The organism is Siminovitchia sp. FSL W7-1587 (assembly GCF_037963795.1).
Classification (GTDB): Bacteria; Bacillota; Bacilli; order Bacillales; family Bacillaceae_C; genus Siminovitchia; species Siminovitchia thermophila.
In genome coordinates this window covers 1743175-1769947 of the sequence record NZ_CP150169.1, presented here as the reverse complement: position 1 = coordinate 1769947, position 26773 = coordinate 1743175, and the positions used below count along the sequence as shown (strand labels likewise).

Here is a 26773-nt window from a genome sequence, read left to right as displayed (position 1 = left end):
GTCTGTTTTCAAACCATTTGGGCCAGGATATTTTTTTCAGGTCACTTAACTGAGCGATATGTCGAAGAGGAATTAAAAATAAAGTGAAATCAAGGGATTAGATATAGATCAAATGAGTCTCTAGCATTTGATCTTAAGCTAAGGTTTGTAAAGGAAGGATGTAATGAATTTTAAAACAAACATATTTAAAAACAGAAATTTAGTAATAGTACTGACGAGTCAATTACTATTCCAATTGGCATTATGGATTGGACTGATAGGAAATCTGCAATTTTTACAAAGAAATGTGGAATCACATCTTTTACAATCTATATTTTTGGTGGCAGGCAGTGTATGTAGTGTATTAATTGGTCCATATGCTGGCAGACTCATTGATGGTGTAGCTAAAAAACAAATTTTATTAACTGTCGGTATAATGAGAATAATGTCTGTTGGGTTTATGTTCATTGCCTTAATGACCGAATCAGTTTGGTGGATGTTAGCCTATAGTATTGGTGTAAGCTGTTCAGCTTCTTTTTTTGAGCCCGCGTTGCAAGCTATTATTGTTGAAATAACTGAAGAGAAAGATTTGCTTATAGCTAATTCACTGAACTTGAATATTGTAACGCTCTCAAGAATTTTTGGAGCAACGATGGGGGGAATTTTATTGGCTTTTGCTTCATTACATTTCCTCTATGCTGTTTCATTTGTAGCTTTCTTATTTGTTTTCATCATCACATTTTTATTAAAAGTCGAAGATACTGGCTTTAAAAGGGAGAAAAAGAAAAAGGTTGAATTCAAAGAGATATTTTCAGTAATATCAAAAACATTCGATGTTAAAATGATGCTCTATTTATCTATCATCCCGATTATTTTTATTGCGGGTTTTAATTTATTTGTCGTTCAAATAAGTACTATTCAAAACAACCCTTCTATGAAGGGAATATTATATGCTGTTGAAGGAGTTTCTCTCATTCTTTCTAGTACTTTTATAAGTAAGAAAATTAAACATAAAAATCGTATATATAGTATGTTGGTTGTAAGTTTTTTTATTGTCATTGTTCAATTTTTACTTTCATTTTCTCATATATTTTTATTTCCAATTATCGCGTTTGCCTTATTTGGTCTTTCTTATGGGATCTTTAACCCTATTTTTAATACTCTATGCCAAGAAACGATTGACAATGAGTTCCATGGTCGTTTTTTTGCATTTAAGTCGATGATTGAAAGAACTGTACTACAAATATCGCTGGTGACAATAGGTCTATTACTCGATATGATTGGCTTTAAAAAGGTCGTCATTACATTCGGATTTCTTTCCCTGTCTCTATTGCTAATAGCCGCATTTCTCTATGTTGGTAAAGCGCATATCAAGAATCGGCGAGAAAATATTTCTTTTCATAATCATAAAAAGTTGTAAAAGCTGATGATTCCCGGCTGGAAAAGCAGTTTTTTTAATTTCTTATTAATATCGAAGATTACATGGGTGCTTTCTGATAGTAGTTCCAGTTTTTTAATAGTACGTTCATTAAACGTTCATTTAAGATGGGCAAGATAAAATGTATCTAGCTTGCCTCTTCTCAAAATAAAGGGCAGGTAATTTCCAATTTACCCAGTTACTCCTCATCACTCAAACTGATATACAAACTATGTTTGTTAAAGCCCTTTGCCACTCTTATAGATTCAGGTGGAATGGATTGATGATAAGATTTACCTGCCCCTCGTTGATCCCCAAAAACTAATACGAGTTCTTTTGCCAGGGTGATCACATCAACCCGGACGCGGGACGCAACTCTCGGAACTGGCATGGACGATCCCCCATGAATGAACAACAAAACAGGTTTGGTTGGGTCATCTGCCTGAATCAGGATGGTCTGGTCCACGCCGCATAAAGGAACGTTTTCAACAGAATCAATACCCGTGTCGTGAAGGGAAAAGTCTCTTTTTTATAAAATGTCATCTTCACCTCCTCTTCTTTCTTGATTCCACAAAGTCGGCGGAATGCCTTTTAAATACTTCATGTCTGCCTCCAGTCGCATTGGGCAGTTTACCAGCTTAGACGATTATCCTAATTTTACTAGGCGAATCTAATGAATGGTTTCCGTCATATTCACTACTATGCTTCCCTTTTGAAAAAGACTGGCGCGTAATTATTACATATCCCATGCACGTAAATGTGGGTGACACTCTTTGTGCTTTTCATTTATGCAACTTTCGCAGATTTCGCATTGTTTTATAAAATTCAACAAGAATTTTCTATTACCATATTTATCTTTTTTATCCCGCATGTAAGGTGCCCTATACACCACTTCAAGACGTGAGTTGATACAAAAGAAGGTCTAAGTGTGAGAAAACGGCAGCTAAATGCCCGATTGGCTCAATTAACATTCAGTAGCTGAATGAAGTTTCATTTTATTTTACCTCTTGCATTATTCTGAATTGGTATTATAATGAATAACACAAAGTTAAATTTAGAACCACTGGTTCTATTATCGGTACACTTTATGAGAGGTGCATAACATGAGAGTTGCAACAGATATCGGAGGAACATTTACAGATTTAGTCTATATCAAAAAAAATGGCGAGTTTGGCATTGCCAAAGATCACACCACCCCCGGAAGGTACGAAAGGGGCATATTAAATGCCATACAAAAGAGCGGGATTTCTCCCGGTGAAATTGACATGTTCATTCATGGTTCTACAGTCGTCATCAACACGTTGACAGAACGAAAGGGCGTAAAAGTAGGATTAATTACGACCCAAGGGATGAGAGATGTTTTAGAAATAGCGAGGGGAAACAGGCCTGATCTCTATAATTTCAAATATAAAAAACCGAAGCCTTTTGTTGAAAGGCATTTGCGGCTTGAAGTGGCGGAAAGATTGAATTACAAAGGCGAGGTTTTAGTTGAATTACATGAAAGCGATTTAAAAAGAGCTATAGAATATTTTCGACAAGAAGGCGTTGAAGCCATTGCGATTGTTTTCTTGCATTCTTATAAAAACCCTATACATGAACAAATGGCGAAAGCGTACATTCAAAAGCATTGGCCTGAAGTATATGTAACCGCTTCATTTGAAGTATCAAAAGAATGGCGTGAATACGAGAGAACGAATACAACAGTATTGAATTCTTATGTAAAGCCCATTGCAACGGAGTATATTAATAACCTGAAAATTGAACTGGAAAATATTCATATTGATGGAACGAAGTACATTATGCAATCTAATGGCGGGTCCACGACTTTTGAACATGCCAAAAATGACCCGATTCAAATGGTAGAGTCGGGGCCTGTCGCGGGGATTTACGGTGCGAAAGTGTTGGGTGAATTGATAGGAGAAAAGAATATGATTGCATTTGATATTGGCGGGACTACCGCAAAATGTTCCTTAATTCACCAATCTGAAGTGAAAATAACGACCGATTATTATATCGAAAAGACAGATACGAACGCCGGCTACCCGATAAAAGCGCCAGTGGTTGATATTGTCGAAATCGGAAATGGCGGCGGCTCCATTGCCTGGATTGACGAATTAGGTTCCTTGCAGGTGGGGCCGCAGTCAGCAGGCGCTTATCCCGGACCGGTTGCTTACGGCTTGGGAGGAGAATCGCCTACTACAACAGATGCCCATTTGGTGACAGGGCGACTATCGCCCAAAAACTTCGATTACGATGTGGATATGGAAAAAGTAAAGCAAGTGATGAAGGAACAAGTATCTGCACTGTTCCAAGTGTCAACAGAGGAAGGGGCATTAGGCATTATCCAAATTGCCAATTCCAATATGTTGAACGCTTTACGGCTAATATCTGTCCGGAAGGGTTATGATCCATCTGAATTTGCCATGATTGCATATGGCGGCGGAGGGTCCATGCATGCCGCTGTTTTAGGGAGAGAATTAGGGGTTAAAAAAGTAATCATTCCGGTTTCGTCTGCTGTTTTTTCAGCTTGGGGCATGCTACAAACAGATTTGAGGCGCGATTATATACAGACTTATGTGGAGCCTTTTGAACAGTTGGATTTACAGAAACTGAATCACAAGTGGAAAGAGATAGAATCAGTGGCTGCTGAAGAGTTTATGGAAGAGGGAATGGAAGCTGGCAGCATTTTGTTCACAAGATATTTGGATATGAGATATGCCGGCCAGGAACACTCGGTCAAAGTTCCTGTTCCTAATGGCGATTGGTCAAACGAAAATCGCCAGGAAATCATCGAGAAGTTTCATGAATTACACAAACAACATTATACGTTTAAATTGCCTGACACCGATACGGAAATCGTCAATATTCATGTAACGGGTTTTGGACAAGTGGATAAAATTAGCCCGCGAGAAATAGATATGGCTTCAAAACGGCAAAACCCCATTTTAGAGGTGCGGGATGTTTATTTTGAACAGGAGGGCTGGCTCCCAACGAATGTGTATGCCAGGGAATATTTAGGGACAGATACCGTCATACAAGGTCCAGCCATTATAGAAGAGAAACAAACATCGACAGTACTGTATCCCGGCCAAACGTTAACGGTTGATAAATACGGCAATTTAATCATTGAAACGGGGGTATGAACATGTTTTCCGAAAAGATTGAAAGCCCAAGCCCATTTTTGCTTGAAGTGATCAAAGATTCGTTATTGTCTATCGGAGATGAGATGTTTATCGCGTTGGCAAAAACATCTATGAGCCCCATGTTTTATGAAGCTTTGGATTATGCGTGTGGTTTAACAGACGCCAAAGGGAATTTGATCAGCCAAGGCAATGGGGTAACTAGTTTTATCGGTATGCTAAGTCCGATGGTGCAGCATGTATTGACACTTTATGATGATGGAAAAGACTTGCAAGATGGTGATGTGATTATCATCAATGATCCTTATGTGGGAGGGGGTTCTCATTTATCAGATGTAGGTTTGGTCATGCCCATCTTCTTCGAAAATGAGATTGTTGCTTTTTCAGTGAACAAGGGTCATTGGACAGAAGTGGGTGGAAAGGACCCGGGGTCTTTTACGAATGATTCTATCGAAATTTATCAAGAAGGCCTTCAGTTGCCGGGTGTTAAATTATTTGAAGGCGGGAAAGTAAACCAGGCGGTTGTCAGTATTATTGAGCAAAATGTTCGTTTGCCCAAACAATCATTAGGTGATATGTGGGCGCAAATTGCCGCATTGCGAACAGGCAGAAAAAGATTTGAAGAGCTTTGTCAAAAATACACAAAGAAAGCCGTTATCCAATCCATCAACTTTTTGCTGCAGCAAGGAGAAATATTATCAAAACAGGCATTGGCAAAATTGCCAAAAGGAACTTTCGAAGCGTCCGATTTTATAGAGGATGATCCCAATACTGGAGGTCCATATCCTATTCAGGTAAAAGTGACCATCACGGATGATGAATTTATATGTGATTTTCGAGGCAGCCATAAACAAGTTCAGTCTCCGGTGAATTGCTCTTATTATGGCTTGATGGCAAGTGTAAGAGTGATGTACTTGGCGATTATTCATCCAACGAAAAATATAAATGAAGGTATTTTTCACCCTCTAAAGATTATAACGGATAAAGGTTCCATTATTTCTGCTGAAAGACCTGCCCCCGTTTCGATGAACTTTGAGGGCAGGTTGGGGGGCGCGGACTTAATATGGAAGGCGATGGCCCCGTATATTCCGGATCAGTTGCCGGCCGGGCACTTGCTATCTGTTTCCTCGGTATTAATAAGCGGCACACATCCTGAAACAGAGGAACCGTTCTTATTAGTGGAACCTTCGGTTGGCGGCTGGGGTGCGGCTCATGACCATGATGGACAAAGAGGGCAATTTTGTATGGGGGATGGAGAAACGTATAACATCCCAATTGAAGTTGCCGAAGCCAGATATGGTGTTCTAGTAGAACAATACGCTTTAAGATGTGATGGCGGAGGAGCTGGAAAATATATTGGCGGTTCAGGTGTGATTCGGACATACAGGGCTTTAAGTGATGGGCAAAGACTATCCATCAGTTTTGGAAGGCATCAATATGCTCCTTGGGGTGTGAATGGCGGTAAAGAGGGAGAGAAAAGCTACATTAAAGTAACGAGAAAGGATGGCACAAAAGTAGGGCCTACGGGAATTGTGAAAAACTTGCAATTTAATAAAGGCGATGTTGTAGAGTTGGCTACCGCAACTGGAGGGGGGTATGGCAACCCTGAAGAACGGCCCTTACAACAAGTGATCAGTGATGTGAAAAATGGTTATATTTCGTTGGCTGATGCCAGAAAGGTTTATAAGAAAGAGGTGTAATCATCAATACCCATTCCTGCTCTTTATTACAAACTAGAAGAAATGGGCTTGATAAATTAGTATAAAGAGCAGGAGGGAGATCATGATGATGTTAAAAACACTAGATAATGCCATTCAAGTATTAAATTGTTTTACTGCGCAAAAGAAAGCATGGGGAGTCAGGGAGCTAGCCAGAGAATTAGATGTAAGCCATACAGCTGTCAATCGAATTGTCAAAACATATGAAAGGAATGGATTTTTAACACAAGATGCCGAGACGAAAAAATATCAGCTGGGCTTAAAGTTTATTGAATTTAGCCAAATCATTAGAGAAAGAATGTCTATTACAGAAGATATTTTGCCTATTATGGAAAAGATAGCGGCAAAAACAAAAGAATCCATCTTTTTAACTTGGAAGGAAAATAATGACGGAGTGACGTTGGCGATTGCCGAGAGTGAGGAACGAATTAAATTTTCGGTGTCAATCGGCACTAGAACACCGCTTTATGTGGGCGCTTCTTGCAAAGTCATTATGGCTTTTTTGCCGGAAGAAGAACAGCTTGCCATTATCGATCAAGGACTAACGAGGTACACTGAAAAAACGACTACCGACAAAATCGCTTTATTGAATGAGTTAAAAGAAATTAAAGAGAGAAAGTGGTGCTATACGCACGGTGAATATACAGACCAAGTATTCGGACTGGCGGTTCCTTTATTTAATAAACATCAACAAGTCATCGCTTCTATTACGGCCGCAGGGCCTCAATATCGGCTTACACATAAAAGTAAAGAAGACATGTTGGACATCATAAAAGAAGGAGCGCGGGAGATTCAACAAATTATTTATAATTTTTTCTAACATTCAAGTATCTGAAAAAAGATCGTAAAGAACGTCAAGTCAATCCAATCCAGGATGTCAAACAATAGGGGGTTTATGATGGCGAGGAGCAATAAAGAACAAGAAGAGATGTATGTACAAGAGAGAATACCAGACTCTAAAAAGAAATCTTGGATTGGTATAGCGGCAATCTATTTTGGAATGACTGCCGCTATTTCATCTTTTTCCGCCGGCGGCGGTCTCATAACGGGCTTAAATTTAACAAACTCCATCGTTTCAGCAATTGTGGGAAGTGTGTTGCTTGTATTATTATTCTTTATTCCCATGGGGTATATCGGCGCTAAAGAAGGGTTAAACACTTATGTCTTGGGGGAGTATGTGTTCGGGAAGAAAGCTACGAACTTTACTACCGGGATGGTTATTTCTGTCTTGCCGGCGTTTGGCTGGTATGGAGTGCAAGTGTCGATTGCCGCAGAGGCTTTTAATCAAATGCTACATGTTGGAGATTTTACTAAGTTATTTATCGTCATTTTAGGATTATTATTTGTGATTCCGGCATTGTTTGGAGTGACAAGCATGGCATGGCTGGATTATATCAGCATACCGGCAATCTTGCTTATTACATTGTTAGGCTTTTTCAAAGTGATGAGCATTTCGAGCATGAGCGGCGTTTTTTCTTATGAGCCCAGTACGACCCAGTCGCTATTTTGGGGGATTAATCTTATTTTGGGAGCTTCGGTGGCAGGTTCTTGTTTTTCACCTGATTATACGCGGTGGATTCCCAGTAACGTCAGGAATGTTTCGTATACTGGGATACTGGGCGTAATAACGCCAAAAGTGGCTTTAACTGTTGTCGGATCAATGATGGCGCTTACAGCTACAACGATTGGAATAGATGAACCATGGGATGTTTCGAAAGTGCTCGCGGCTTTGGGATTACCGGCGCTTTCCATGATATTGGTTGTGTTATTGCAATGGACTACGACAATCGTAGCTGCTTATAGTGCTGGATTGGCTTTAACAAAGGCGTTTGGTTGGAGCAGGTTTTGGTGGACTTTTATCGTGGCTGTAGTCGGAACTAGTTTGGCTTTAGGCGGTATTATCAAATTTTTTATACCGTTTTTAGGGATATTGGCAGCTTTTGTTTCACCAGTCGCCGCTATCATCATAACAGATTATTTCTTCATTTCTGGAAAACAACTGAGAGAAAAAGGAGACTTCTACTGGCCTAGTATCGTTTGTTGGTTGATCGGTGGGTTTTCAGCATTCATCATTCCTGTATTTATACCAGCTTTAAATGCTTTTATCATCAGTATGGTTAGTTATTATTTCTACCATAATATATTTAAAAAAGCTTAAAGAACAATAGGAGGGAACCTTATGAAAATAGCACATGTTTTACCTGTCAATGTTAGCAAGGAGAGAATCAATAATATAAAAAGCAAATTGACCCCCAACTTGTTCCCGGATACTCAATTAGACATCATCACTTATCAAGAAGGGCCGAAAGATTTGGAATATTACACTTATGAGCATTTGGCGATTGATCTGATGATAAAAGATAAAGAGCGATTAAACTCCTACGATGCCATTAGTATTGCATGCTTTTATGATCCGGGTGTGAGGGAACTGAGAGAATTGTTAAATATACCGGTTATTGGGATTTCACAAGCATCCATATTACTCGCTCAAGTATATGGGCATAATAGCGCCATCATCGTAAGCAGGGATAAAAACTTGCCTAAAATGAAAGATAATATGTTGCTATACGGTTTTAGCGATCATATTAGTGTTTGGCAATCTTTAGATTTGACTGTCCAACAATTGAATCAGATCGATCAGGCGGAACTGCTTTCTTCTACTTCGAAGCTTATAAAAGAAGCTATTGAAATATATAAATCCGAAGTGATTATTTTAGGGTGTGGAGCTTTATCGGGATTAGAAGATGAGTTGGTTCAAAAGTTTCAAATGCCGATTATTAACCCGATCGTTGCGGGCATCAAAATGGCGGAAACGCTGGCAAGCTTGCGGAAGACGGCTCAATTGACAACGAGTAAACTGTATGACTATGAAAATAACAGTTTACATTTTTGACAACGATATGGATTTTGATAGCGATTACATCTATTCGCTATGATGGCCTATTTCAGTATCAGTGCGTGGATTGAAATAATGGTCACCGCCGTAATCACATATCTAGATGAAACGGCTCACTCTACATCATTGCGTGGATTGAAATTTTCGCGGATCGGCACACCTTTTTCATCATACCCGTCGCATTCTACATGAGTCGTGGATTGAAATCAGAATGAAACATATTTGAAAAAATACGAGTGAGTTGCCGCACTCTACATGGCTATTTTAAATCTACTATGAAGGAGGCAGACAATGTTTCATAAAAGAAAAGCAGCCGCTCTCGCATATATGAAGGAATTTGATATGGAGCTATTGGTATTGGTTCCGGGTTCAAATTTATATTATATGACTGGAAATAAACTGAAACAAAGTGAAAGGTTAACATTATATTTTTTAGAGCGCAGTGGAAGAGGTATTTTCTTTGTTCCGGAAGTTGAAAAAACGAAATTCATGCTGGGCGAGGATGATTGTATATTAAGTTATTCTGATGATGAAGGTCCTCAGTCCTTATTAGATGATGTAAGAAGCAGTTTAGCCCAACACTATAGCAGAGTCGGTGTTGAAACAAATACGATGCGATTATTTGAATATCAATTCTTACATGAATTGGGCATGCGGCAAACTGTTCATGCAATGAATCTATTGAAAGAGATGCGTCAATATAAGAATTCAGAAGAAATAAAGAGTATCAAAAAAGCTGTTTCTGTTTTAGAGGAGAGTTTATTAGCTATTTTACCAACTATTCAGATAGGAGTACAAGAAAAGGAAATTGCGGCCAAATTAGAGTACGAAATGAGAATGAGAGGTTCGGAAGGCACTCCTTTTTCAACGATTGTGGCTTCGGGATATAGAGGAGCGCTGCCACATGGCCGAGCATCTGACAAGACGATTGAAGATGGGGATTTTATTGTCATTGACTTTGGGGCGATTGTAGATGGTTATGTAGGCGACATGACTAGAACAATCGGGATCGGACATATTTCTGCTAAACAAAAAGAAGTTTATCATGTGGTCAAAAGGGCGCTAACGGAAGCAATTGCATCTATTAAGATTGATGAAAAGATCGGTGACATTGACGCAACCGCCCGAAATATCATTTCCCAAGCCGGTTACGGGGACTACTTTACACATCGGTTAGGTCATGGAATTGGTTTGGATGCCCATGAAGATCCTTATATTATGCAAACAAACGATGATCAGATTCGTCCGGGCATGGCATTTACAATTGAGCCGGGTATCTATCTTCAAAATGAATTTGGGGTTCGAATAGAAGACAACATCGTTGTAACCGAAGCAGGAATAGAAAATGTCATGACCGTCAGTCATGATTTGATTGTTTTATAAATGACGTTATTTTTCCAGGGGATGGACGTGCATTGCGTCTATCAGCTTTTGATCCAGGGGAAAAACGTTCCGCATTTCTGGATAAGAAGAAATGCCGCCATTATGGAAAAGAGGAAACAAAAACGATCCAAAAGGTGATTCATCATTATGATTGGTAAGGAAGAGATAGATATTGAGAAAAAAACATCCAACTATTTTTAACCCAATCACGATTTTTTTAATCGTTTTTACGGCTATCTTTGGAGCAGTCATCGGGATGCAATTAATCACAACATTAGGTATTTCCGCAAATACATCCATCATTGGAGCAATTTTCGCTATGATGATTGCCAGAATACCCATTCAGCATTTTATTCGTTTTAAATCTGTCCATCGGCAGAATATGATTCAAACTTCCATCTCGGCCGCAACTTTTGGAGCAGCAAGCAGTTTACTGCTGCCAATTGGCATTCCCTTTGTCATGGGGATGCCCGAGCTAATATTGCCCTTGTTTATAGGTGTAACGCTTGCGATGTTTGTCGATGCCATTTTATTATATAAGTTTTTTGATTCAAAAATATTCCCGGCAGAAGAAGCCTGGCCACCGGGTATTGCAACAGCCGAAGCAATTAAGGCGGGTGATGAAGGTGGAAAAAGGGCTAAAGTATTAGGAGCAGGTATTGTTATTGGAATTTTGGGTTCGATCGCCAAGATTCCGATGTCCGCTTTTGGTGTCGCCTTTATAGGAAATATTTGGGCGTTAACAATGTTTGGTATCGGTCTCTTGCTCAGGGGATATTCAGTGCCTTTATTCGGAAGTGATATAAACGATTATTATATACCTCATGGTTTTATGATAGGTGCCGGGATCGTGGCATTGGCTCAAGTATGCATGTTAATATTCCAGAAACAAGAGCAAAAGGGAAACGGTGAATCGGTCAATAGGTATTCAAGAAATGAAAAAGATATTGCCCAAGGATTTAGAAACGGTACACTTGCCTATCTTATCATTGCTGTCTTGATGGCACTGATATCTGGCATATATCAGGATATGTCGATTTTGATGTTAATTGGTTTTATTTTGTTTGCGACGCTTGCTGCTTTTGCTCATGAATTAATCGTAGGGATTGCAGCTATGCATGCAGGATGGTTTCCGGCTTTTGCGGTTGCGCTTATTACTTTAATCATCGGCATTCTCATTGGTTTTCCAAAAGAGGCTTTGGCTATTTTAGTTGGCTATAGTGCTTCAACAGGCGTTGCTTTTGCTGATATGGGCTATGACTTAAAAACGGGCTACATTTTACGGGGGAATGGTACAGACCCAACTTTTGAAAAGGAAGGAAGAAAGCAGCAATTATATGCCGCTGTCCTGGCTTTTTTGGTAACGGTTACAGTTGTTTTTGTATCCTTTCAAAGCTATTTTGAAAAAGACTTAATCCCGCCTGTTAATTTTGTGTATGCGGCTACTATTGAATCCGGTGTTTCTCCCCAAATAGCGACTCAACTCATAATTTGGGCTATACCCGGGGCGTTGCTTCAAATGATTGGCGGCCCTAAACGACAGATGGGGGTTCTGTTTGCAACCGGATTATTATTAATAAATCCCATTGCCGGATGGGCGGTGCTTGCCGGTATTTTCATCCGCTTTATGATGTATAAGATCAATAGAAACCAAGATCATCAGTTGATGACGGTTATGGCCGCCGGATTTATTGCCGGTGACGCTTTGTACAGCTTTTTTTCTTCCATCTTTAAGATGGGAAAGCAGTAATTTAGTACGGCGGCTGCAGCATGCTCTAATATTTTGTATTCGGTATACCTATAAAAGAGACATGCCTGTAACCGAAAGTCATTTTCGGAACACAGCCATACTTTCCCAGAAGGCGTGGATGTTGAAGGGCGGGAAAAAATAATCGGCCTTTTTAGCATACGGAAATCGATTTTGGGAATCTGCTACAACAGCAAATGAGGCTTGCTTTTGGTTGTTTTATGATAAACCTTTTAGACTACGGTCTGATGATAACTATTTTATAAACGCTTAATTTCTCTCGGTGTACTTCAACATCCTAAAAAAGAATGAGGTGTTTGTATGCAACATTTTATACAGGTCTTGGATGTTTAATGGCTCCTTCTATTCTCTTTTTAACGACCAAAGCCATCTTTGGGTAAAACAATGAACGAAGTGTATATGCGACCAGAAGTGAAGGAAAGGCAAAACTTGTTACACTCTTGTCTTTTCTTTACTTTCAAGAAAGTGCGTGGCTCGCCAAATTTGGGCGGAAGTGCCCGCTTATCATATGTAATGGGAGAATGGTGGATTTGGCATCAACATTGAAGCACGTGAGAAATTCATCCGCTTATTCTGTTTCCCCTTTGATAATTTTCCACATTTGTCTTAGCTTACGCAAATCCTCTTCATCGGATTTAGGCAGTTCTTTATGCCAGCGGTCAAGTTCAGGGTCTTTGATGACTGTTGGATACTCATCATCATCTTCTTTTTCAGATCCAGTGGGATCATCGGTTATACCGAGTAAATAATCCGTTTTTACGCCATATAATAAGGCTAACTTTTTTAGTGTGTCAGTGTCAGGATCACGATAGTCCCTTTCATAGTTCGATAAGACTGCATTTGTGATTCCAATCTTTTTAGCCACATAAATTTGGGACCAATTTCTTTTCTCTCTTTCTTTTTTCAAACGAGATCCTAAGCTCATCATACATCACCATTTTATACATTATACTTATAGTTTACCCAAAATAAACGCTGTGTTAAGTAGATTTAACAAAAAGTTTAGTAGTGCACTTGACTTTCAACGGTACGTGTATATAATAAAAGTAGCCGTTTAAACTTTACGTTGAAAAGGCGGTGATATCACAATGTTGCACAAAAAAATTAAAGAGGTCAGGACAGCCAAAAATATAAAACAAGTTGTGATAGCGAATGCTCTTGGTATTACCGTGCAAGCGTACAGCATGAAGGAAGGAGGCAAGCGCCCAATAACTACAGCCGAGCTGGAGTTGATCGCTGCCAAACTAGATGTGCCGGTGTCGACATTTTTTTTGAAAGCGGATTAAACGCAGGGTTAAAGATTTGTAATTCATAAATGTCGGAAAGGAGACGATAAATGTAATGAATGGAAAATCTATTAGCCTGTGAAAAATTCTGTTTTACTTCAAAGCAAGTCTTGAGTGGATGTGAGGCACAAGTTCCAATACCCTTTTTTTAATGAAATTGTTCGGTCATTCAAACAATGTAATGGCTAAAGAGGGAGTGGATTGAGATGGGAGAAAGGTATGCTTCGGGATTGTCGGAAAAAGTGATTTGTTATCTATTTGAACCTATTGATGAAGGAGCGGAACGGTCTTTTCATTATATGCTTGATGTGAATAAGGCATATGTATCAATGCTGATTTCCGAAGGCATTGTCGACTTAGAAACAGGTAAAGAGATCATGCGGTCACTGAAAGAAATACATAATGAAGGAAACGAACAGTTTGAGATTGATCATCGCTTGGAGAACCTTTGCTTCTATATTGAACAGAAATTGGTTGATAAAGTCGGGAGAGAGGTTGCCGAACAACTGCATAAAGGCAGAAACAGAAATGATCTGTATGCGACTGTCACGAGGATGAACAGCCGTGAAGGCATAAAAAGGTTATGCGCTCTGTTATTAAAGCTGCGCGGCGCCTTGTTAGAACTTGCTGACTATCATTGTCATATGGTTTTTACCGCTTATACACATATGCAGCCTGCGGTCCCGATTACATTGGGTCATTATTTTTCGGCGATCCTTCATGCAATGGAACGAGACTTTACCCGCTTGGGCAGGGCCTTGCAACAGACTAATCTTTCTCCCCTGGGATCAGATGCGATGGCAGGTACGGCTTTTCCGATTAAATGGAAGAAGACTGCCGAGTTACTGGGTTTCGCGGAATCAATGACCAATTCATTGGATGGAATCGCATCTCGTGATTATATGTTGGAAGCTCTATCTGCAATGAATATTCTCATGAATCATATCAATCGTCTGTGCCATGATTTACATATTTGGTCTACAGATGAATATGGCATCGTTACGGTCGGGGAATCAGCAACTGCTTCCAGCGGTAGAACGTTGCATAAAAAGAATCTGGTTACTTTGGAACGTATAAAAGCAAAGTCATCACATGTGTTGGCAGCCCTTGTTTCCGCCATCGGTTGCATGAGCAACATTCCATATGCCCATTGCCAGGACTTGGCAGGGGAGAGTACGAAGCTTTTTTGGGATTCCTTGCATGAAGTGGGAACAGCATTGGAGTTGTTGTTAGAGACAATACAAACGATTGATTTTAAGGAAAAGAAGATGCAGAGCGAATCATCCCGTAATTTCTCCACTGTTACCGAGCTGGCAGGTCTGCTTGTCCGTGAAGCAGGCATCTCTTTTCGGCAAGCCCATCAAATAATCGGTTCGATGGTGAACAATATGTTACAGCAAAACCGTACATTCCATCAGTTAGATTCCAGATTCATCGAACAATCATCCATTGATGTGCTAGGAAAAGGTATTTTTATCTCTCAAGAAAAAATTGAAAACGTTTTACGTTCTGTCAAAAATGTAAATGCGAAAATGGTGCAAGAAGAGACGGATTTTATGGAAGTGAAAAAGCAACTGGAAAAGTTGAATCACAAGATTCAACAAGATAAAAAGTGGATGCTCCAATTCGAAGAAACGATCGGCCGTTTTAAAAAGGAGCTAGAATCTTACATGTAAAATGACAAAATAACCCGGGAGTGGAAATATTGAAAACGAACAAATTTGATCAGGCACTTCCATTATATTTTCATATTAAAAAAGTATTGCAAGAAAAAGTTGCAAGCGGTGTATGGAAACCGGGAGACCAAATCCCAAATGAAATTGAGCTCGCGGACATCTTTCAAGTGAGCCGATCCACTGTAAGAGAAGCAATCCTTCAATTGGTTCGGGAAGGTGTACTTGTCAGATATCAAGGTAAGGGAACTTTTGTATCGCAACCGAAAATCGAAGGTGAACTGATCAACTTCAATTTTTCAAGCAAATGGGCCTTTAAGCAACAAATGGTTCATGTAATTGAAAAGCCTTGTACTGTTTCAGTGGCAAAAGCATTGGGATTGGCGCTAAATGAGATCGTCTATGAGATTAAACGAATCAACTTTTTTCATACTGAACCGGCAGCTTTGGAAATTTCTTATATCCAAAAAGCATGTGTGCCTAATTTGACAAACCATTCTATCGAAGGAAGATTATATGATTTGTTGAACGAGAAATACCATATTTCCATTACAAATGCGGAGAGTGATATGGAGCCTGTTCTTTTAAATTCAGCGGAAGCGGGAATGTTGAAAACGAATATGGACAAACCAGGGTTGAAAATAACACGGGTTGGTAAAACATTATCGGGAAAACCGGTTATTTTAACCGACAGTTTGATCCGGGGCGATAAGGTGAGAATGTTTATTCAATCCAGCTAATGAAAGAGGAAAAAGAGTTGTTTTGTGGGTGGCATCAGTTGTTTCTAGTTCCACATGATGGTTTCGCAAACATTATTTTTGAGTGGCTACCGCAATGAAAATAGGAACCTATATTTAATGCAGGACTTCAAGATGTGACATAGCCTTGTTTTTGTGACAGATTAGATCGTTTTCAAGGATAGGAACGATGTTGGTCGGCTAGTCTAAAGGCTCCGGCGACTATGTGATTTGCGATTTGCCTTAGCGGTGGCAGATAGGAAGTTTTCATCATAGCTGTTTGCTCGTTGCTTGGAATTTCTCCCATTTTGCTTATCGTCCGGAAGGAGTGGCCACTATTTTAGGGATGATCTTGTATTGAGGATTTTCCGTTTGAAAAAATAAAAAATCCAATGAATCGTTATCTGCCTAAGGAGGGATAGACATTGAAGTTTACAATTATTGGCGCCGGAAATAGCGGTCAAAGCATGGCGGCACATTTAACGTTATTGGGTTATAACATTTCTTTATATGATATTCAGGAAAGTTTAATAGAAGGAATCAATGAAAAAGGTGGAATCGAAGTCGAAGGGTTTATCCAAGGTTTCGCTCCAGTAAAGGCTACAACCAATCTGGAAAATGCCATGGAAAATACGGATGTCATTATGATCACGACAACAGGAAGCGCACACCGGACAGTGGCGCGCGCGATTGCGCCTTATTTACAAGATGGACAAGTGATTATGCTTTGTCCGGGTTATTGGGGAGCTTTGGAATGCAGGAGTATTTTCAGAGATATGGGCATGAATAAAAAAGTGTATGTCGCAGAAACGGAATCTTTCATTTATACTTGCCACTCTACGGCACCGGGACATGTTCAAATTAGGAAAATCAAGGAATCTCTGGAATTTTCGGCTCTGCCTTCGAGTGATTCGGCCATTGTAAAAGACAGACTTAGTGAAGTATATCCGCAATTAAAGATTGCCGGTAGTGTGTTGGTGACAACTTTGAACAATTGCAATCCGATTTTACACGTGCCGATCGCACTGTTAAATGCGGGGAGAATTGAATCTGAAGGGGAATTTGCCTTTTTCCTTGAAGGTGCCACACCATCAGTCGTGAATGTTGTGGAAGAGTTGGAACAAGAGCGGTTGGTAATGGGACGTCACTTAGGGATAAAATTGTCTCCCGCACTTGATTTGCTGCGCCGTTTTTATCGGGTGGAGGCAGCAACCTTATATAAAAGCATTCAAAAAAACCCGGTCTATCAATGCGAAAAAGCTCCCGTCACATTAAATCATCGTTATATATATGAAGATATTCCTTATGGTTTACATCCGATGGTTGAACTTGGCGAAAAGCTCGGTATTCATATGAGGTGTTGCAATCTACTCATTGATATGGCGTCCTTACTGGTAAAGGAAGACTTGAGGGAGAGGGCTGTCAGGCTGTCGGATTTAGGATTGGCGGATATGAATCCGGATGAAATAGTAGCGTATTTGGAGGAGTAAAATATAAACGAGTCAGCAACAAACGGCGGTATTAATGGTTGAGCGAACAATTGGTACCGCAGTTTTTTATGGGCAAACCCGAAAATAACAACTTTCTAAATATGAAAAAAGAGCTTACTGATAGAAAAAGACTATGGCAATTTTCAAGGTTACATTTTTTAAAGCAATGCTTCATGACCTATTATTGCTTTCACTATATAAAACCGCTTACATGTATGGTATAATGATTGAAAATTCCGATAAAGGAGGCATTTCATGGGTCAGTACGCGTATAAAAGTATTTCAGAGCTGTCACAACTTATCAGGGAGAAAAGACTTTCGCCTGTTGAGTTGCTTGAAGCGACCATCAAGCGAATTGAGACCCGCAACCAAGAGACCAATTCATTTGTTTACTTGAATTTTTCAGAAGCTAGAGAAAGAGCAAGGCAGGCTGAAGAGATGGTGATGGCCGGGGAAAAGTTGGGGCCTCTGCATGGTATTCCAACTGCTATAAAAGATTTATTTGATTTTAAACCCGGTTGGCCCGCCACATATGGAGGTATTCCCGCTTTAAAAGACCATATAGCCGATTTTTATTGTGTGTATGCTGAAAGAATGGAGAAAGCCGGTGCGATTATTGTAGGTAAAACAAATAGCCCTATCATGGGGTTTCGAGGAACGTGCGATAATCCATTGTTTGGACCAACAAAAAATCCATTTGATGTAACAAAAAATAGTGGTGGTTCTTCGGGAGGAAGTGCCGCTGCAGTGGCGGATGGGTTGATCCCTATTGCGGAAGGTACAGATGGGGGTGGATCGATTCGTATTCCTTCTGCCTGGTGCGGCACATACGGCTATCAAGCGTCCTATGGCAGAGTTCCAATGGTCATGAGGCCGAATGCTTTTGGCGGTATGAGTCCTTTTCTTTATGAAGGGACGATAACGAGAACGGTTGAAGATGCTGCCATTGGCATGGCCTCCTTGACAGGTTATGATTCCAGGGATCCTTTGAGTGTAAACAGCAAGGTGGACTACATGGGAGCCCTCCATAAATCTATGAAAGGATGGAAAATAGCCTACAGCCCGGATTTTGATGTGTATCCGGTAGACGAAAGAGTCAAGAATGTTGTGAAAAGTGCTGTGCAACTGTTTGAAGATGCTGGCGCGCATGTAGAAGAGGTGCAATTCGGTATCAAAAGAGACCAAAAGGAATTAAGTGATTGCTGGTGTCGAATGATGATGACTGCAAATATCGCAACATTCGAAATTTTAAAGCAGCAAGGACTGGATTTATTAAAGAATGATCGAGATGACCTTCCCGAGGAATTTACTTACTGGTCAGAATATGTCCATCATATGAAAGCAACAGATATCATCAATGACCAAATCATCCGAACAGAAATCTTTGACTCCATTCAAAAGATCTTCAACGAGTATGATCTCATTATGACGCCAACTTTGGCTTGTCTACCAGTGGATAATGCGGATGATGGGGAGACAAAGGGGCCTTCTCACATAAATGGAATTGAAATGAATCGGTTAATTGGTTGGTGCCTCACTTACTTTACAAACTTCACGGGACACCCCTCTGCTTCTATTCCTGCTGGTTTGGCAGGTCATCTTCCAGTTGGAATGCAAATAATTGGAAAAAGATTGGCCGATGAGGATGTATTCACTGCCAGTTCCATATTTGAACAGCTCAAGCCTTGGAAAGGCACGTACGAAATCTGCAATAATCGGGCCCGTGTCGAATCTTGATTCATAAAAAAGCTTGCATGAGCTTTTAGATCCCGCATGTAAGATGCTATATACACCACTTCAAGACCTGAGGTGATATAAAAGGGCTAAGTGGGAGAAAAGCGGCACCTAAATGCCGGATTCGTTCAACTAACATTCAGTAGGAGAAGGAAGAAACCTCCTACTGAATGAAGTTTCACTTTATCCATCATTGAAAGATCATTTAGCAAAAAAAGAAATTATTAATTTTAAGAAAAAAATAAGTAAAGTTGCTGTTAAATGCGAAAAAGGGCGCCGGCTATTTGGTATAATTGCGATTGCCAAAACCTAAATACCCAAAGGTGAAAGCTGAATATTGAAAAATCAACCAATGTAGCCGGGCTCCTCATCAATACTTGACACTTGTCGACAAGTTTGTATAAAATGAATATTATTTCAATCGGAAGGGGACAAAGTACATGATTTTCTAATCCTATTTCAAGAAAAAACATTGTTATGAACTATTCGGATCACTTCTGCATGAAAGGTCGATTCTTATTTGGGTATTGAATGGTTTGTAACAGTGCTTTTCTGGGTAGGATTAGCTATGTGCTTTTATAGTTAAAAAGGGCGAAGTGTCTTCTTTTTGCTATAAGGTCTCATTGCCTCCTGTTCAGAAAAGGACGGGAGGTTTTTTGTGTTTGTAAAGTAAATGTTTCAAGGATGGAAAAATATTTGTAAAAAGGAGTCGATATGTGTGGAAAGCAAGTATGAATTTTTATCAGAAGATCCCAATATCAAAGTGTTGCCAATTATGCTTTCATTAATCATCGGCGCCTTTTTTGCCATTTTAAATGAAACGTTGTTAAATATTGCGCTAACGACGTTAATGCAGGAATTTGGCGTATCCTTGACGATTGTGCAGTGGATGGCAACCGGTTTTATGTTGGTAATGGGTATTGTCATTCCTGTATCAGCTGTATTGATGCAATGGTTTACGACACGGCAAGTGTTCTTGGGGACAATGATTGTATTCACAATTGGCACGGTCGTTTGCGCTGTTGCCCCTAATTTTAGCATTTTGTTGGTCGGCCGGTTACTTCAGGCAGTTGGAACCGGGCTTTTGACACCGTTCATTTTCAATACATTTTTATTGCTGTATCCGCCTCATAGACGCGGAGCGGTAATGGGAATTGTTGGTCTGGTGATTATGTTCGCCCCGGCAATCGGGCCGACATTATCCGGAGTTATTGTAGAATATTTGGGTTGGCGCTATTTGTTTATTGTTGTCATTCCATTTGCTTTGTTTTCCATTTTGTTTGCTTATAAGTATTTAATCAATGTTTCAGAAGTCACAAAGCCGAAAGTGGATGTATTGTCCATTGTGTTATCGACGATTGGCGTAAGCGGCATTGTATTTGGTTTCAGTTCGCTTGGTGAAAGTGATGCTGGATTCCTCAATCCGCTCGTTTACCTGCCGATTATTGTTGGGGCCGCGGCACTCACCTTGTTTTCCTTCCGGCAGTTGAAGCTTGATGAACCGCTGCTTGATCTCAGAGTATTTCGGTTTCCCATGTATACACTCGGAGTCATCTTATTTTTAATTATTTTGATGGCGATGTTCTCTTCGGAAATTATTTTGCCGGTCTTTATGCAAGGACCGTTGGCGTTGACGGCTGCGACCGCGGGCTTGGTTTTATTGCCGGGCAGTTTGTTAAGCGGGCTTTTGTCACCGGCAATGGGGCATCTGTTTGATAAATTGGGACCGCGTAACCTGCTCATTCCCGGCACCATGCTATTATGCGCAACGATGTTTATATTAAGTAATTTAAGCTTGCAAACACCAATTTGGGTAATTGTTGCTTGTTATATGTTGCTCATGGTTTCGATATCGGCTGTAATGATGCCTGCTGAAACGAATGGCCTGAATCAATTGCCGAAAAAAATGTATCCCCATGGGACGGCCATCATGACCACTTTGCAGCCGATTGCCGGTGCGATAGGCGTGTCGGTATTTATCAGTTTGATGAATGCCAAGCAAGCTCATTTTCTGGAAAAAGCAGAGGCCCCGACTCATCCTGCAACGATCAAAGCATCAATGGTGGAAGGCGTTGAATTTGTCTATCTCATTGCTCTTGGCCTATCGGTCATCGCATTGATCATGTCATTTTTTGTGTATCGGGCCACGCCCAAAGAGATGAACGCTCCGGTATCGAAGGAATCGGAGTAAATAACGGCCTTATAAACGGGCTGATAAAGGCTTCTCCAGACAAATAAAAATCACGAATATGGATTGAACTTGAAAAAGAAAAGAGGCGTTCAGTTTAATTGGGGCGCCTCTTTTTTGAGCCGTAACATATATCGGGATGGAAGTGATGCGATGTAATAAAATTCCGCGCTCCGTCCAGTTTCCTTTAAAAGAAAGCATCAAAATGATTCGGTGTGTTGCGATTTAGTTTTATATCAATTGTAAGACAATATAAAAAATATATTGAATTTTGTTATTTTCGTTGTTATAATTAACTCAAAAAATGAAATAATATTTCAAATAATGAAACGAAAATGTATAGAGTACATATTATTGCTTACTCAAAAGTAAAATTGTAAGGACTGTCATTGAATGAAAGTGGAAAGGGGAGTTTTCATTGGGATTTATTGAAATAAAAACAACCATTCCCGGGCCGCGCTCATTAGACTTATGGAAGAAGCGCAAAGACGCTGTTCCCAATGGTATTTCCACCAATATTCCAATCGGAGTCTCTGAGGCTTCCGGTGCTTTAATAAGGGATATGGATGGGAATTGTTTCATTGATTTGGCTGGAGGTATTGGTACTTTAAATGTTGGACATTTACCACCCGGAATCGTCGAGGTGCTGAAAAAGCAACTCGATTGCTTTATTCATCCTGTTTTTCCGGTCACTATGTATGAGTCTTATATTCAATTGGCTGAAAAGCTTAATCGCTTAGTCCCAGGAACATTTCCTAAAAAAACGATTTTCTTGAACAGTGGCGCAGAGGGAGTTGAAAACGCCATCAAAATTGCCCGGCGATTTACCGGACGACCAGGTATTATTTCTTTTGAAAGAAGCTTTCATGGAAGAACCTTTATGACGATGTCACTGACAGGTAAAGTGAAAGACTTTAAACAAGGTTTTGGTCCGATGGCGACAGATGTATACAAGGTTCCCTATCCATACCCTTACCGTGATGAGCAAACGACAGATGAGGAATTGCTCAACAGTTTTCACCGCTTATTTCAAACAACGGTTGACCCGCGGGATGTTGCGGCCATTATGATGGAGCCTGTCCAAGGAGAAGGCGGACTGGTCGTTCCGTCCGCAACATTTGTAAAGGGAGTCAGAAAGCTGTGTGATCAATTTGGCATCGTTTTTATAGCCGACGAAGTTCAGACGGGCTTTGCCCGTACAGGAAAATTATTCGCCATGGAACATTTTGATGTAGAGGCCGATATAACAGTACTGTCAAAATCAATTGCTGCCGGAATCCCCTTGGCAGCTGTTACTGGAAAAGCGGACATCATGGATTCTCCAAAACAAAAGGAACTGGGAACGACTTTGGGAGGGAGTCCGTTAGGATGTATCGCAGGCCTTAAAGTGTTGGAAATAATAGAAAAAGAGAATCTGACAGACAGAGCTAATCTAATCGGTCAACAAATCAAAAAGCGCTTGGCGCATTCATCATCGTTCATTGGTGAAATAAGAGGAATTGGCGCGATGATCGGAATTGAAATCGTAAAAGATAAGGACACGATGGAACCATACCCTGAAATGGTGAAAGACATTGTGAAAAAATGTTATGAAAATGGTGTGATCATCCTGACGGCCGGGGCATATGGGAATGTAATACGACTGCTGCCGCCCTTGGTCATTACTGATGCAGAGTTGTCGGAAGCATTGGCTGTATTGGAGCGTGTCTTATCTGGAATGGAAAAAGAAGGAAATTGTTAATGTTTTTCAGGAAGTTTAGATCAATTCTTCAACCTTATATGTGTGTAATAAAGATAGTACAGAATTAGCTAGACATTTGTTATTTCGAAATTATCTTCGTAACAATCCAGAGGCAGTTAATGAATATGAACAGTTAAAAAATGAATTGGCGAAGACTGCAAAAGACCGAGCTACTTATAGCGAGGGTAAAACTAAATGTGTAACTAAGATATTAGAGAACGCAATGAGGTAATGTCATTAGTTTTGAGTGTTCGACTGCTTTTTCAGTATGTGAAACATGTACTTACACTAACGGGTTCTTTCCTTTGGGATTCGAACTGGCTGCAAATCAGCAGCTTTTTTTATTCCACTAAAGGGGCAGGTTAGTGGAATAAGGAATAGGACTCTTTCAAAGAGAAATTAGCATTGTTGTTTAGTATATATGAACTATAAAGTTATTATAAACATTCCAATATCTAATAACGAAGTACCTGAACTAAGAGAACATATTGGTTGGGGTAGACGAGATGATGATTACCCAATATTGTTTGAACGTTGTAATTTCTGGGCTGGGGTTAGAGGTAAAAATAATAAACTGATTGCCTTTGGGTATGTTTGTGGAAAGGGTTTAAAACATGGATATATGGAAGATATAATCGTTCATCCTCAGTATCAAGGACGGGGAATTGGAGTTGAGTTGGTAAAGGAATTATTGCGAGAGTCTGAACGGTTTGGATTAAGAATTGTAACGGTGTCATACGAGGAAAACAAAACTAGCTTTTATAAAGCATATGGCTTTAACCTGGTTCAGGAGGATTATGGCAATCATCGTAATAAAAATTCTTACTTAAACTGACGGGTGCGTTAGTAAAAATTCTTTTTGTAGTAAAATATGGCATTTGTAGTACAAAAAAAGATAGATAGAGGATAATTCTTTACTTCTCTATCTATCTTTTTAATTTACCCCTTAAATGTCTGACATTACATAAAACCTCATTGTTATTTTTACCGTCTTGACTTTTTATATAGCTAAAAAAACAAAAAACCCTTAAACACCCCCGCCTATAAATAAGTGGGGGTGTTTTTTTAATGAACATTTGCAATTTTTTACGAGGAAACCAAGCCAATAACACTAAGTGTAATACCGTCGGGGCATAGAACCAGTTTTTCTTTGCACAAGCAATGAAATTGCAATTACATTGGCAGTCATTAGTTCCATAACTTGACCAATAACGATCGTGAGTAGGGCAGCAAACATCATATGGATTTATCGCCACCATATTTTCCACGATCACCACAGTTCCTTCCACAATGTTTATATCCAGGACAACCATCGCCCCATTGATACAAAGGTTTAACAGTTTTAAAAGATTGACCTTCAACATAATTTGCATGATTCGGGAGGCCTTTTTCAAAGTCCATTGATTCAATAGATTTTCCAGTATAAGGAATTTCTATTTCAACTTATAAAAGTTGTCAGTTTGTTTTCGCCTTCCTTTAAAACCGCAGCTGTTACAACTTCTTAGTAAAAATTGTTAACAAACGACCGCATTGCCGAATTTCAGTACAACACGAGTAATGAGATTACAATATTTTCATCAACCGGGGCAACGAATTCTGTTTTATTAGCTGCCAAAATGTAATAGCATCTTCTTTAAAATAAATCTTAGAATTTTATTTTTGAAATTCCATATTTGGCTTAATATGCATTAAATACAAATAATGCTTTTTCTTTTGACAGTTTACGTCCAAATTCCAATTCGATAATAGGTATTGCCATTTGAATCATTCCTTTATTTTTATTTACAACTATAACTAACACGGGGTGTCTTGCTTTACATTTTTCACCTCAATTGGTTGCTATATTTCAATAGGTGTAATTAAATTGCAAAAACTAAAACAAGATTGGGAGAAATTTTTAACAATCGTAGTGATCAATTTGCTTCATTGCTTTTTATTTAGTCATTTTCTCCTTTTTTATATATAATGTAAGCGGTGATGGGTCTTCTGTTCCAAGTCAAGCCAAGATGAATAAACTGTGAATAATCTCTTATTCTTTTATAATGAACAAGGACCACTTCATTAGAAGGGAGTGCGTTTGCATGGTCGATGAGTCACAAATGATTCTTAAAGAGGTTTTGCAACTCGTTTATGAAAAAGGACAGGAAGAAGGCGCTTCACTCAACCAGTTGTTAAAAGATGCGAGTGAATTATTGCATCTATTGGTCAAGCAATAACAGGTTTTTTAGTCAGGCATCTGACATTAATCGCTTTGTTTCAGCCGTAAGGTCGTAGCTGAAGCACGATCTGGCTTAGAGTATGCAACATGAAATGGGAAAGGGCGTGAACAAATGAAAGTAATCGTTGTAGGCGCGGGTATTGTAGGAGCAAGCACGGCCTACCATTTAGCGCGGGAAGGCGTGGAGGTTGTGGTTGTGGACTATCTCCATGAAGGCCAGGCGACAGCAGCGGGAGCCGGGATTGTCTGCCCTTGGATTTCAAGCGGAGATGACAACCATCCGGATCTGTATACGCTTGCCAATGCGGGGGCGTGTTACTATCCTTCACTTATATCCATGCTGGGACAAGATGGTGAAACAAATGTCAGCTATCGTTTAGTGGGAGCGATGGCCGTAAATAGTGATGAAGCGAAACTGGATGCAATCGAACAAATGGTTAGAAAACGGCAATCGGAAACTCCGGAAGTGGGTGAAATTCGCCGTTTGTCCCCTGCCGAGGCACAAGCGCTTTTTCCGCCTTTAAACAGCGGTCTCGGGGCTGTATATGTTACAGGCGCCGCACGGGTAGACGGGAAGTTGATGAGAGACGCGCTGAACAGAGCAGCCCAAAAGCATGGTGCCCTTTACCAATCAGGAGAAGCCGATCTGGAAGCAAAAGATGGTAAAGTGGTTGGTGTCCGTGTGAAAGGTCAATTCATTTCCGCCGACGCTGTTGTCGTGACAGCAGGAGCGTGGATTTCCAAAGTGCTGGAGCCCTTGGGGATAGATGTATCCATCGTACCGCAACGGGGACAAATCATCCATTTAGAAGTTCCAGGACACGACACTTCCAATTGGCCCGTCATTCTCCCGCAAAATGATCATTATCTCGTTTCGTTTGATCATTCCAGAGTAGTCGTGGGAGCAACAAGGGAAACAGGAGCGGGATTCGATTACCGTGTTACGGCATCTGGTGTAAAAGAAGTGCTTGATAAAGCATTGTCAATCGCTCCCGGTCTTGCCAACGGCACATTGAAGGAAATCAGAATCGGGTTTAGGCCATTTGGCAAAGAACTTTCACCTTTGATTGGACTTGTTCCTTCTATGGAGGGGCTCGTTATTGCCAATGGTTTGGGTGCTTCGGGCTTGACGATGGGGCCGTATGTCGGACTAACAGCGGCTAATCTTGTGCTTGGCAATGAACTGGACTTGGATCTTACCCCCTTTAATCCGTTGAGAAAAGTCACGGTGTAAAAGCTATACATAAAAGACAGCAGTTGTCTCTATTTGGGCAAATGCTGTTTTTTGTTGGCTCTATACTAAATGTTGGGGTTTCCACATAATTTGCACATAAAAATATACACGCAAACATCCAATTCTTTTATACTTGAATTGCCTAGAAACAAGAAAAGATTGGAGTTGCGT

General features: G+C 40.1%; 23 protein-coding genes. 21 read left to right on the top strand and 2 right to left on the bottom strand.

Going from position 1 to position 26773, the window contains the following annotated elements:
* Positions 1 to 163 precede the first annotated feature (163 nt).
* A complete protein-coding gene (locus NST31_RS08235) occupies positions 164 to 1399 on the top strand; it encodes an MFS transporter (RefSeq protein ID WP_339164952.1) in 1236 nt (411 codons plus the stop codon).
* A gap of 196 nt (positions 1400 to 1595) precedes the next feature.
* Here NST31_RS08235 and NST31_RS08230 read toward each other — a convergent pair whose 3' ends face one another.
* The gene (locus tag NST31_RS08230) at positions 1596 to 1787 is read right to left on the bottom strand and encodes a hypothetical protein (RefSeq protein ID WP_339164950.1); all 192 of its coding nucleotides are present in this window, start codon (positions 1785 to 1787) and stop codon (positions 1596 to 1598) included.
* A 712-nt stretch (positions 1788 to 2499) separates the two neighbouring features.
* On the opposite strand from NST31_RS08230, the gene NST31_RS08225 reads away from it, so the two are divergent.
* The 9 genes from NST31_RS08225 to NST31_RS08185 all read left to right on the top strand — a co-directional run bounded on the left by NST31_RS08225 (position 2500) and on the right by NST31_RS08185 (position 12681).
* Positions 2500 to 4539 (top strand): hydantoinase/oxoprolinase family protein, encoded by a 2040-nt coding sequence (locus NST31_RS08225; protein WP_339164948.1) that lies wholly within the window; start codon positions 2500 to 2502, stop codon positions 4537 to 4539.
* Entirely contained in the window at positions 4536 to 6236 is a 1701-nt protein-coding gene (locus NST31_RS08220; protein WP_339164947.1) for a hydantoinase B/oxoprolinase family protein, read from the top strand. The genes NST31_RS08225 and NST31_RS08220 overlap by 4 nt, the downstream gene beginning before the upstream one ends.
* Positions 6237 to 6318: 82 nt before the next feature.
* Positions 6319 to 7074 carry an IclR family transcriptional regulator gene (locus tag NST31_RS08215; RefSeq protein ID WP_339164945.1) on the top strand — a complete coding sequence of 252 codons (756 nt, stop codon included), beginning with the start codon at positions 6319 to 6321 and terminating at the stop codon, positions 7072 to 7074.
* 78 nt (positions 7075 to 7152) lie between these two features.
* A complete protein-coding gene (locus tag NST31_RS08210) occupies positions 7153 to 8412 on the top strand; it encodes a cytosine permease (protein WP_339164943.1) in 1260 nt (419 codons plus the stop codon).
* A 21-nt stretch (positions 8413 to 8433) separates the two neighbouring features.
* Entirely contained in the window at positions 8434 to 9147 is a 714-nt protein-coding gene (locus NST31_RS08205) for an aspartate/glutamate racemase family protein (protein ID WP_339164942.1), read from the top strand.
* Between the two features lie 294 nt (positions 9148 to 9441).
* On the top strand, positions 9442 to 10533 hold the full coding sequence (locus NST31_RS08200) for an aminopeptidase P family protein (RefSeq protein ID WP_339164941.1): 1092 nt from the start codon (positions 9442 to 9444) through the stop codon (positions 10531 to 10533).
* A gap of 32 nt (positions 10534 to 10565) precedes the next feature.
* On the top strand, positions 10566 to 10691 hold the full coding sequence (locus tag NST31_RS08195) for a hypothetical protein (RefSeq protein ID WP_268920969.1): 126 nt from the start codon (positions 10566 to 10568) through the stop codon (positions 10689 to 10691).
* Between the two features lie 14 nt (positions 10692 to 10705).
* Positions 10706 to 12283 carry an OPT/YSL family transporter gene (locus tag NST31_RS08190; RefSeq protein WP_339164939.1) on the top strand — a complete coding sequence of 526 codons (1578 nt, stop codon included), beginning with the start codon at positions 10706 to 10708 and terminating at the stop codon, positions 12281 to 12283.
* A gap of 305 nt (positions 12284 to 12588) precedes the next feature.
* Entirely contained in the window at positions 12589 to 12681 is a 93-nt protein-coding gene (locus tag NST31_RS08185; protein ID WP_236017047.1) for a hypothetical protein, read from the top strand.
* 188 nt (positions 12682 to 12869) lie between these two features.
* On the opposite strand, the gene NST31_RS08180 is transcribed toward NST31_RS08185, so the two are convergent.
* A complete protein-coding gene (locus NST31_RS08180) occupies positions 12870 to 13226 on the bottom strand; it encodes a helix-turn-helix domain-containing protein (protein WP_077112971.1) in 357 nt (118 codons plus the stop codon).
* A gap of 163 nt (positions 13227 to 13389) precedes the next feature.
* Between NST31_RS08180 and NST31_RS08175 the strand changes: the two genes are divergently transcribed.
* From NST31_RS08175 to NST31_RS08125, 11 genes are all read left to right on the top strand, one after another.
* Positions 13390 to 13587: a helix-turn-helix transcriptional regulator gene (locus NST31_RS08175; protein ID WP_077112972.1), complete on the top strand. Its 198-nt coding sequence runs from the start codon at positions 13390 to 13392 to the stop codon at positions 13585 to 13587.
* A gap of 206 nt (positions 13588 to 13793) precedes the next feature.
* On the top strand, positions 13794 to 15263 hold the full coding sequence (gene argH / locus NST31_RS08170; protein ID WP_077112973.1) for an argininosuccinate lyase: 1470 nt from the start codon (positions 13794 to 13796) through the stop codon (positions 15261 to 15263).
* Between the two features lie 29 nt (positions 15264 to 15292).
* The gene (locus NST31_RS08165; RefSeq protein ID WP_077112974.1) at positions 15293 to 16000 is read left to right on the top strand and encodes a GntR family transcriptional regulator; all 708 of its coding nucleotides are present in this window, start codon (positions 15293 to 15295) and stop codon (positions 15998 to 16000) included.
* Positions 16001 to 16422: 422 nt separating this feature from the next.
* Positions 16423 to 17487 carry an NAD/NADP octopine/nopaline dehydrogenase family protein gene (locus tag NST31_RS08160; protein WP_339164938.1) on the top strand — a complete coding sequence of 355 codons (1065 nt, stop codon included), beginning with the start codon at positions 16423 to 16425 and terminating at the stop codon, positions 17485 to 17487.
* A gap of 255 nt (positions 17488 to 17742) precedes the next feature.
* Positions 17743 to 19224 (top strand): amidase, encoded by a 1482-nt coding sequence (locus NST31_RS08155; protein ID WP_339164937.1) that lies wholly within the window; start codon positions 17743 to 17745, stop codon positions 19222 to 19224.
* A gap of 709 nt (positions 19225 to 19933) precedes the next feature.
* Positions 19934 to 21412 (top strand): MDR family MFS transporter, encoded by a 1479-nt coding sequence (locus NST31_RS08150; protein WP_253191908.1) that lies wholly within the window; start codon positions 19934 to 19936, stop codon positions 21410 to 21412.
* Positions 21413 to 21827: 415 nt separating this feature from the next.
* On the top strand, positions 21828 to 23150 hold the full coding sequence (gene gabT / locus NST31_RS08145) for a 4-aminobutyrate--2-oxoglutarate transaminase (protein ID WP_339164936.1): 1323 nt from the start codon (positions 21828 to 21830) through the stop codon (positions 23148 to 23150).
* 40 nt (positions 23151 to 23190) lie between these two features.
* Positions 23191 to 23382: a GrpB family protein gene (locus NST31_RS08140; protein WP_077112977.1), complete on the top strand. Its 192-nt coding sequence runs from the start codon at positions 23191 to 23193 to the stop codon at positions 23380 to 23382.
* Between the two features lie 189 nt (positions 23383 to 23571).
* On the top strand, positions 23572 to 23985 hold the full coding sequence (locus NST31_RS08135) for a GNAT family N-acetyltransferase (RefSeq protein ID WP_139345688.1): 414 nt from the start codon (positions 23572 to 23574) through the stop codon (positions 23983 to 23985).
* A 1246-nt stretch (positions 23986 to 25231) separates the two neighbouring features.
* Complete coding sequence (locus NST31_RS08130) at positions 25232 to 25366, top strand: hypothetical protein (protein ID WP_268920972.1); 135 nt, start codon at positions 25232 to 25234, stop codon at positions 25364 to 25366.
* 114 nt (positions 25367 to 25480) lie between these two features.
* Positions 25481 to 26602 (top strand): FAD-binding oxidoreductase, encoded by a 1122-nt coding sequence (locus NST31_RS08125; RefSeq protein WP_339164935.1) that lies wholly within the window; start codon positions 25481 to 25483, stop codon positions 26600 to 26602.
* Positions 26603 to 26773 lie beyond the last annotated feature (171 nt).

Excerpts from the sequence above, each read along its gene's own strand:
- NST31_RS08225 (WP_339164948.1), top strand. The coding sequence starts at position 2,500 with ATGAGAGTTGCAACAGATATCGGAGGAACATTTACAGATTTAGTCTAT.
- NST31_RS08185 (WP_236017047.1), top strand. The coding sequence starts at position 12,589 with ATGAGGTGTTTGTATGCAACATTTTATACAGGTCTTGGATGTTTAATG.
- NST31_RS08235 (WP_339164952.1), top strand. The coding sequence starts at position 164 with ATGAATTTTAAAACAAACATATTTAAAAACAGAAATTTAGTAATAGTA.
- argH (WP_077112973.1), top strand. The coding sequence starts at position 13,794 with ATGGGAGAAAGGTATGCTTCGGGATTGTCGGAAAAAGTGATTTGTTAT.
- NST31_RS08155 (WP_339164937.1), top strand. The coding sequence starts at position 17,743 with ATGGGTCAGTACGCGTATAAAAGTATTTCAGAGCTGTCACAACTTATC.
- NST31_RS08215 (WP_339164945.1), top strand. The coding sequence starts at position 6,319 with ATGATGATGTTAAAAACACTAGATAATGCCATTCAAGTATTAAATTGT.
- NST31_RS08220 (WP_339164947.1), top strand. The coding sequence starts at position 4,536 with ATGAACATGTTTTCCGAAAAGATTGAAAGCCCAAGCCCATTTTTGCTT.
- NST31_RS08210 (WP_339164943.1), top strand. The coding sequence starts at position 7,153 with ATGGCGAGGAGCAATAAAGAACAAGAAGAGATGTATGTACAAGAGAGA.
- NST31_RS08180 (WP_077112971.1), bottom strand. The coding sequence starts at position 13,226 with ATGAGCTTAGGATCTCGTTTGAAAAAAGAAAGAGAGAAAAGAAATTGG.
- NST31_RS08230 (WP_339164950.1), bottom strand. The coding sequence starts at position 1,787 with ATGCCAGTTCCGAGAGTTGCGTCCCGCGTCCGGGTTGATGTGATCACC.
- NST31_RS08130 (WP_268920972.1), top strand. The coding sequence starts at position 25,232 with ATGGTCGATGAGTCACAAATGATTCTTAAAGAGGTTTTGCAACTCGTT.
- NST31_RS08125 (WP_339164935.1), top strand. The coding sequence starts at position 25,481 with ATGAAAGTAATCGTTGTAGGCGCGGGTATTGTAGGAGCAAGCACGGCC.
- NST31_RS08205 (WP_339164942.1), top strand. The coding sequence starts at position 8,434 with ATGAAAATAGCACATGTTTTACCTGTCAATGTTAGCAAGGAGAGAATC.
- NST31_RS08135 (WP_139345688.1), top strand. The coding sequence starts at position 23,572 with ATGAACTATAAAGTTATTATAAACATTCCAATATCTAATAACGAAGTA.
- NST31_RS08175 (WP_077112972.1), top strand. The coding sequence starts at position 13,390 with ATGTTGCACAAAAAAATTAAAGAGGTCAGGACAGCCAAAAATATAAAA.
- NST31_RS08200 (WP_339164941.1), top strand. The coding sequence starts at position 9,442 with ATGTTTCATAAAAGAAAAGCAGCCGCTCTCGCATATATGAAGGAATTT.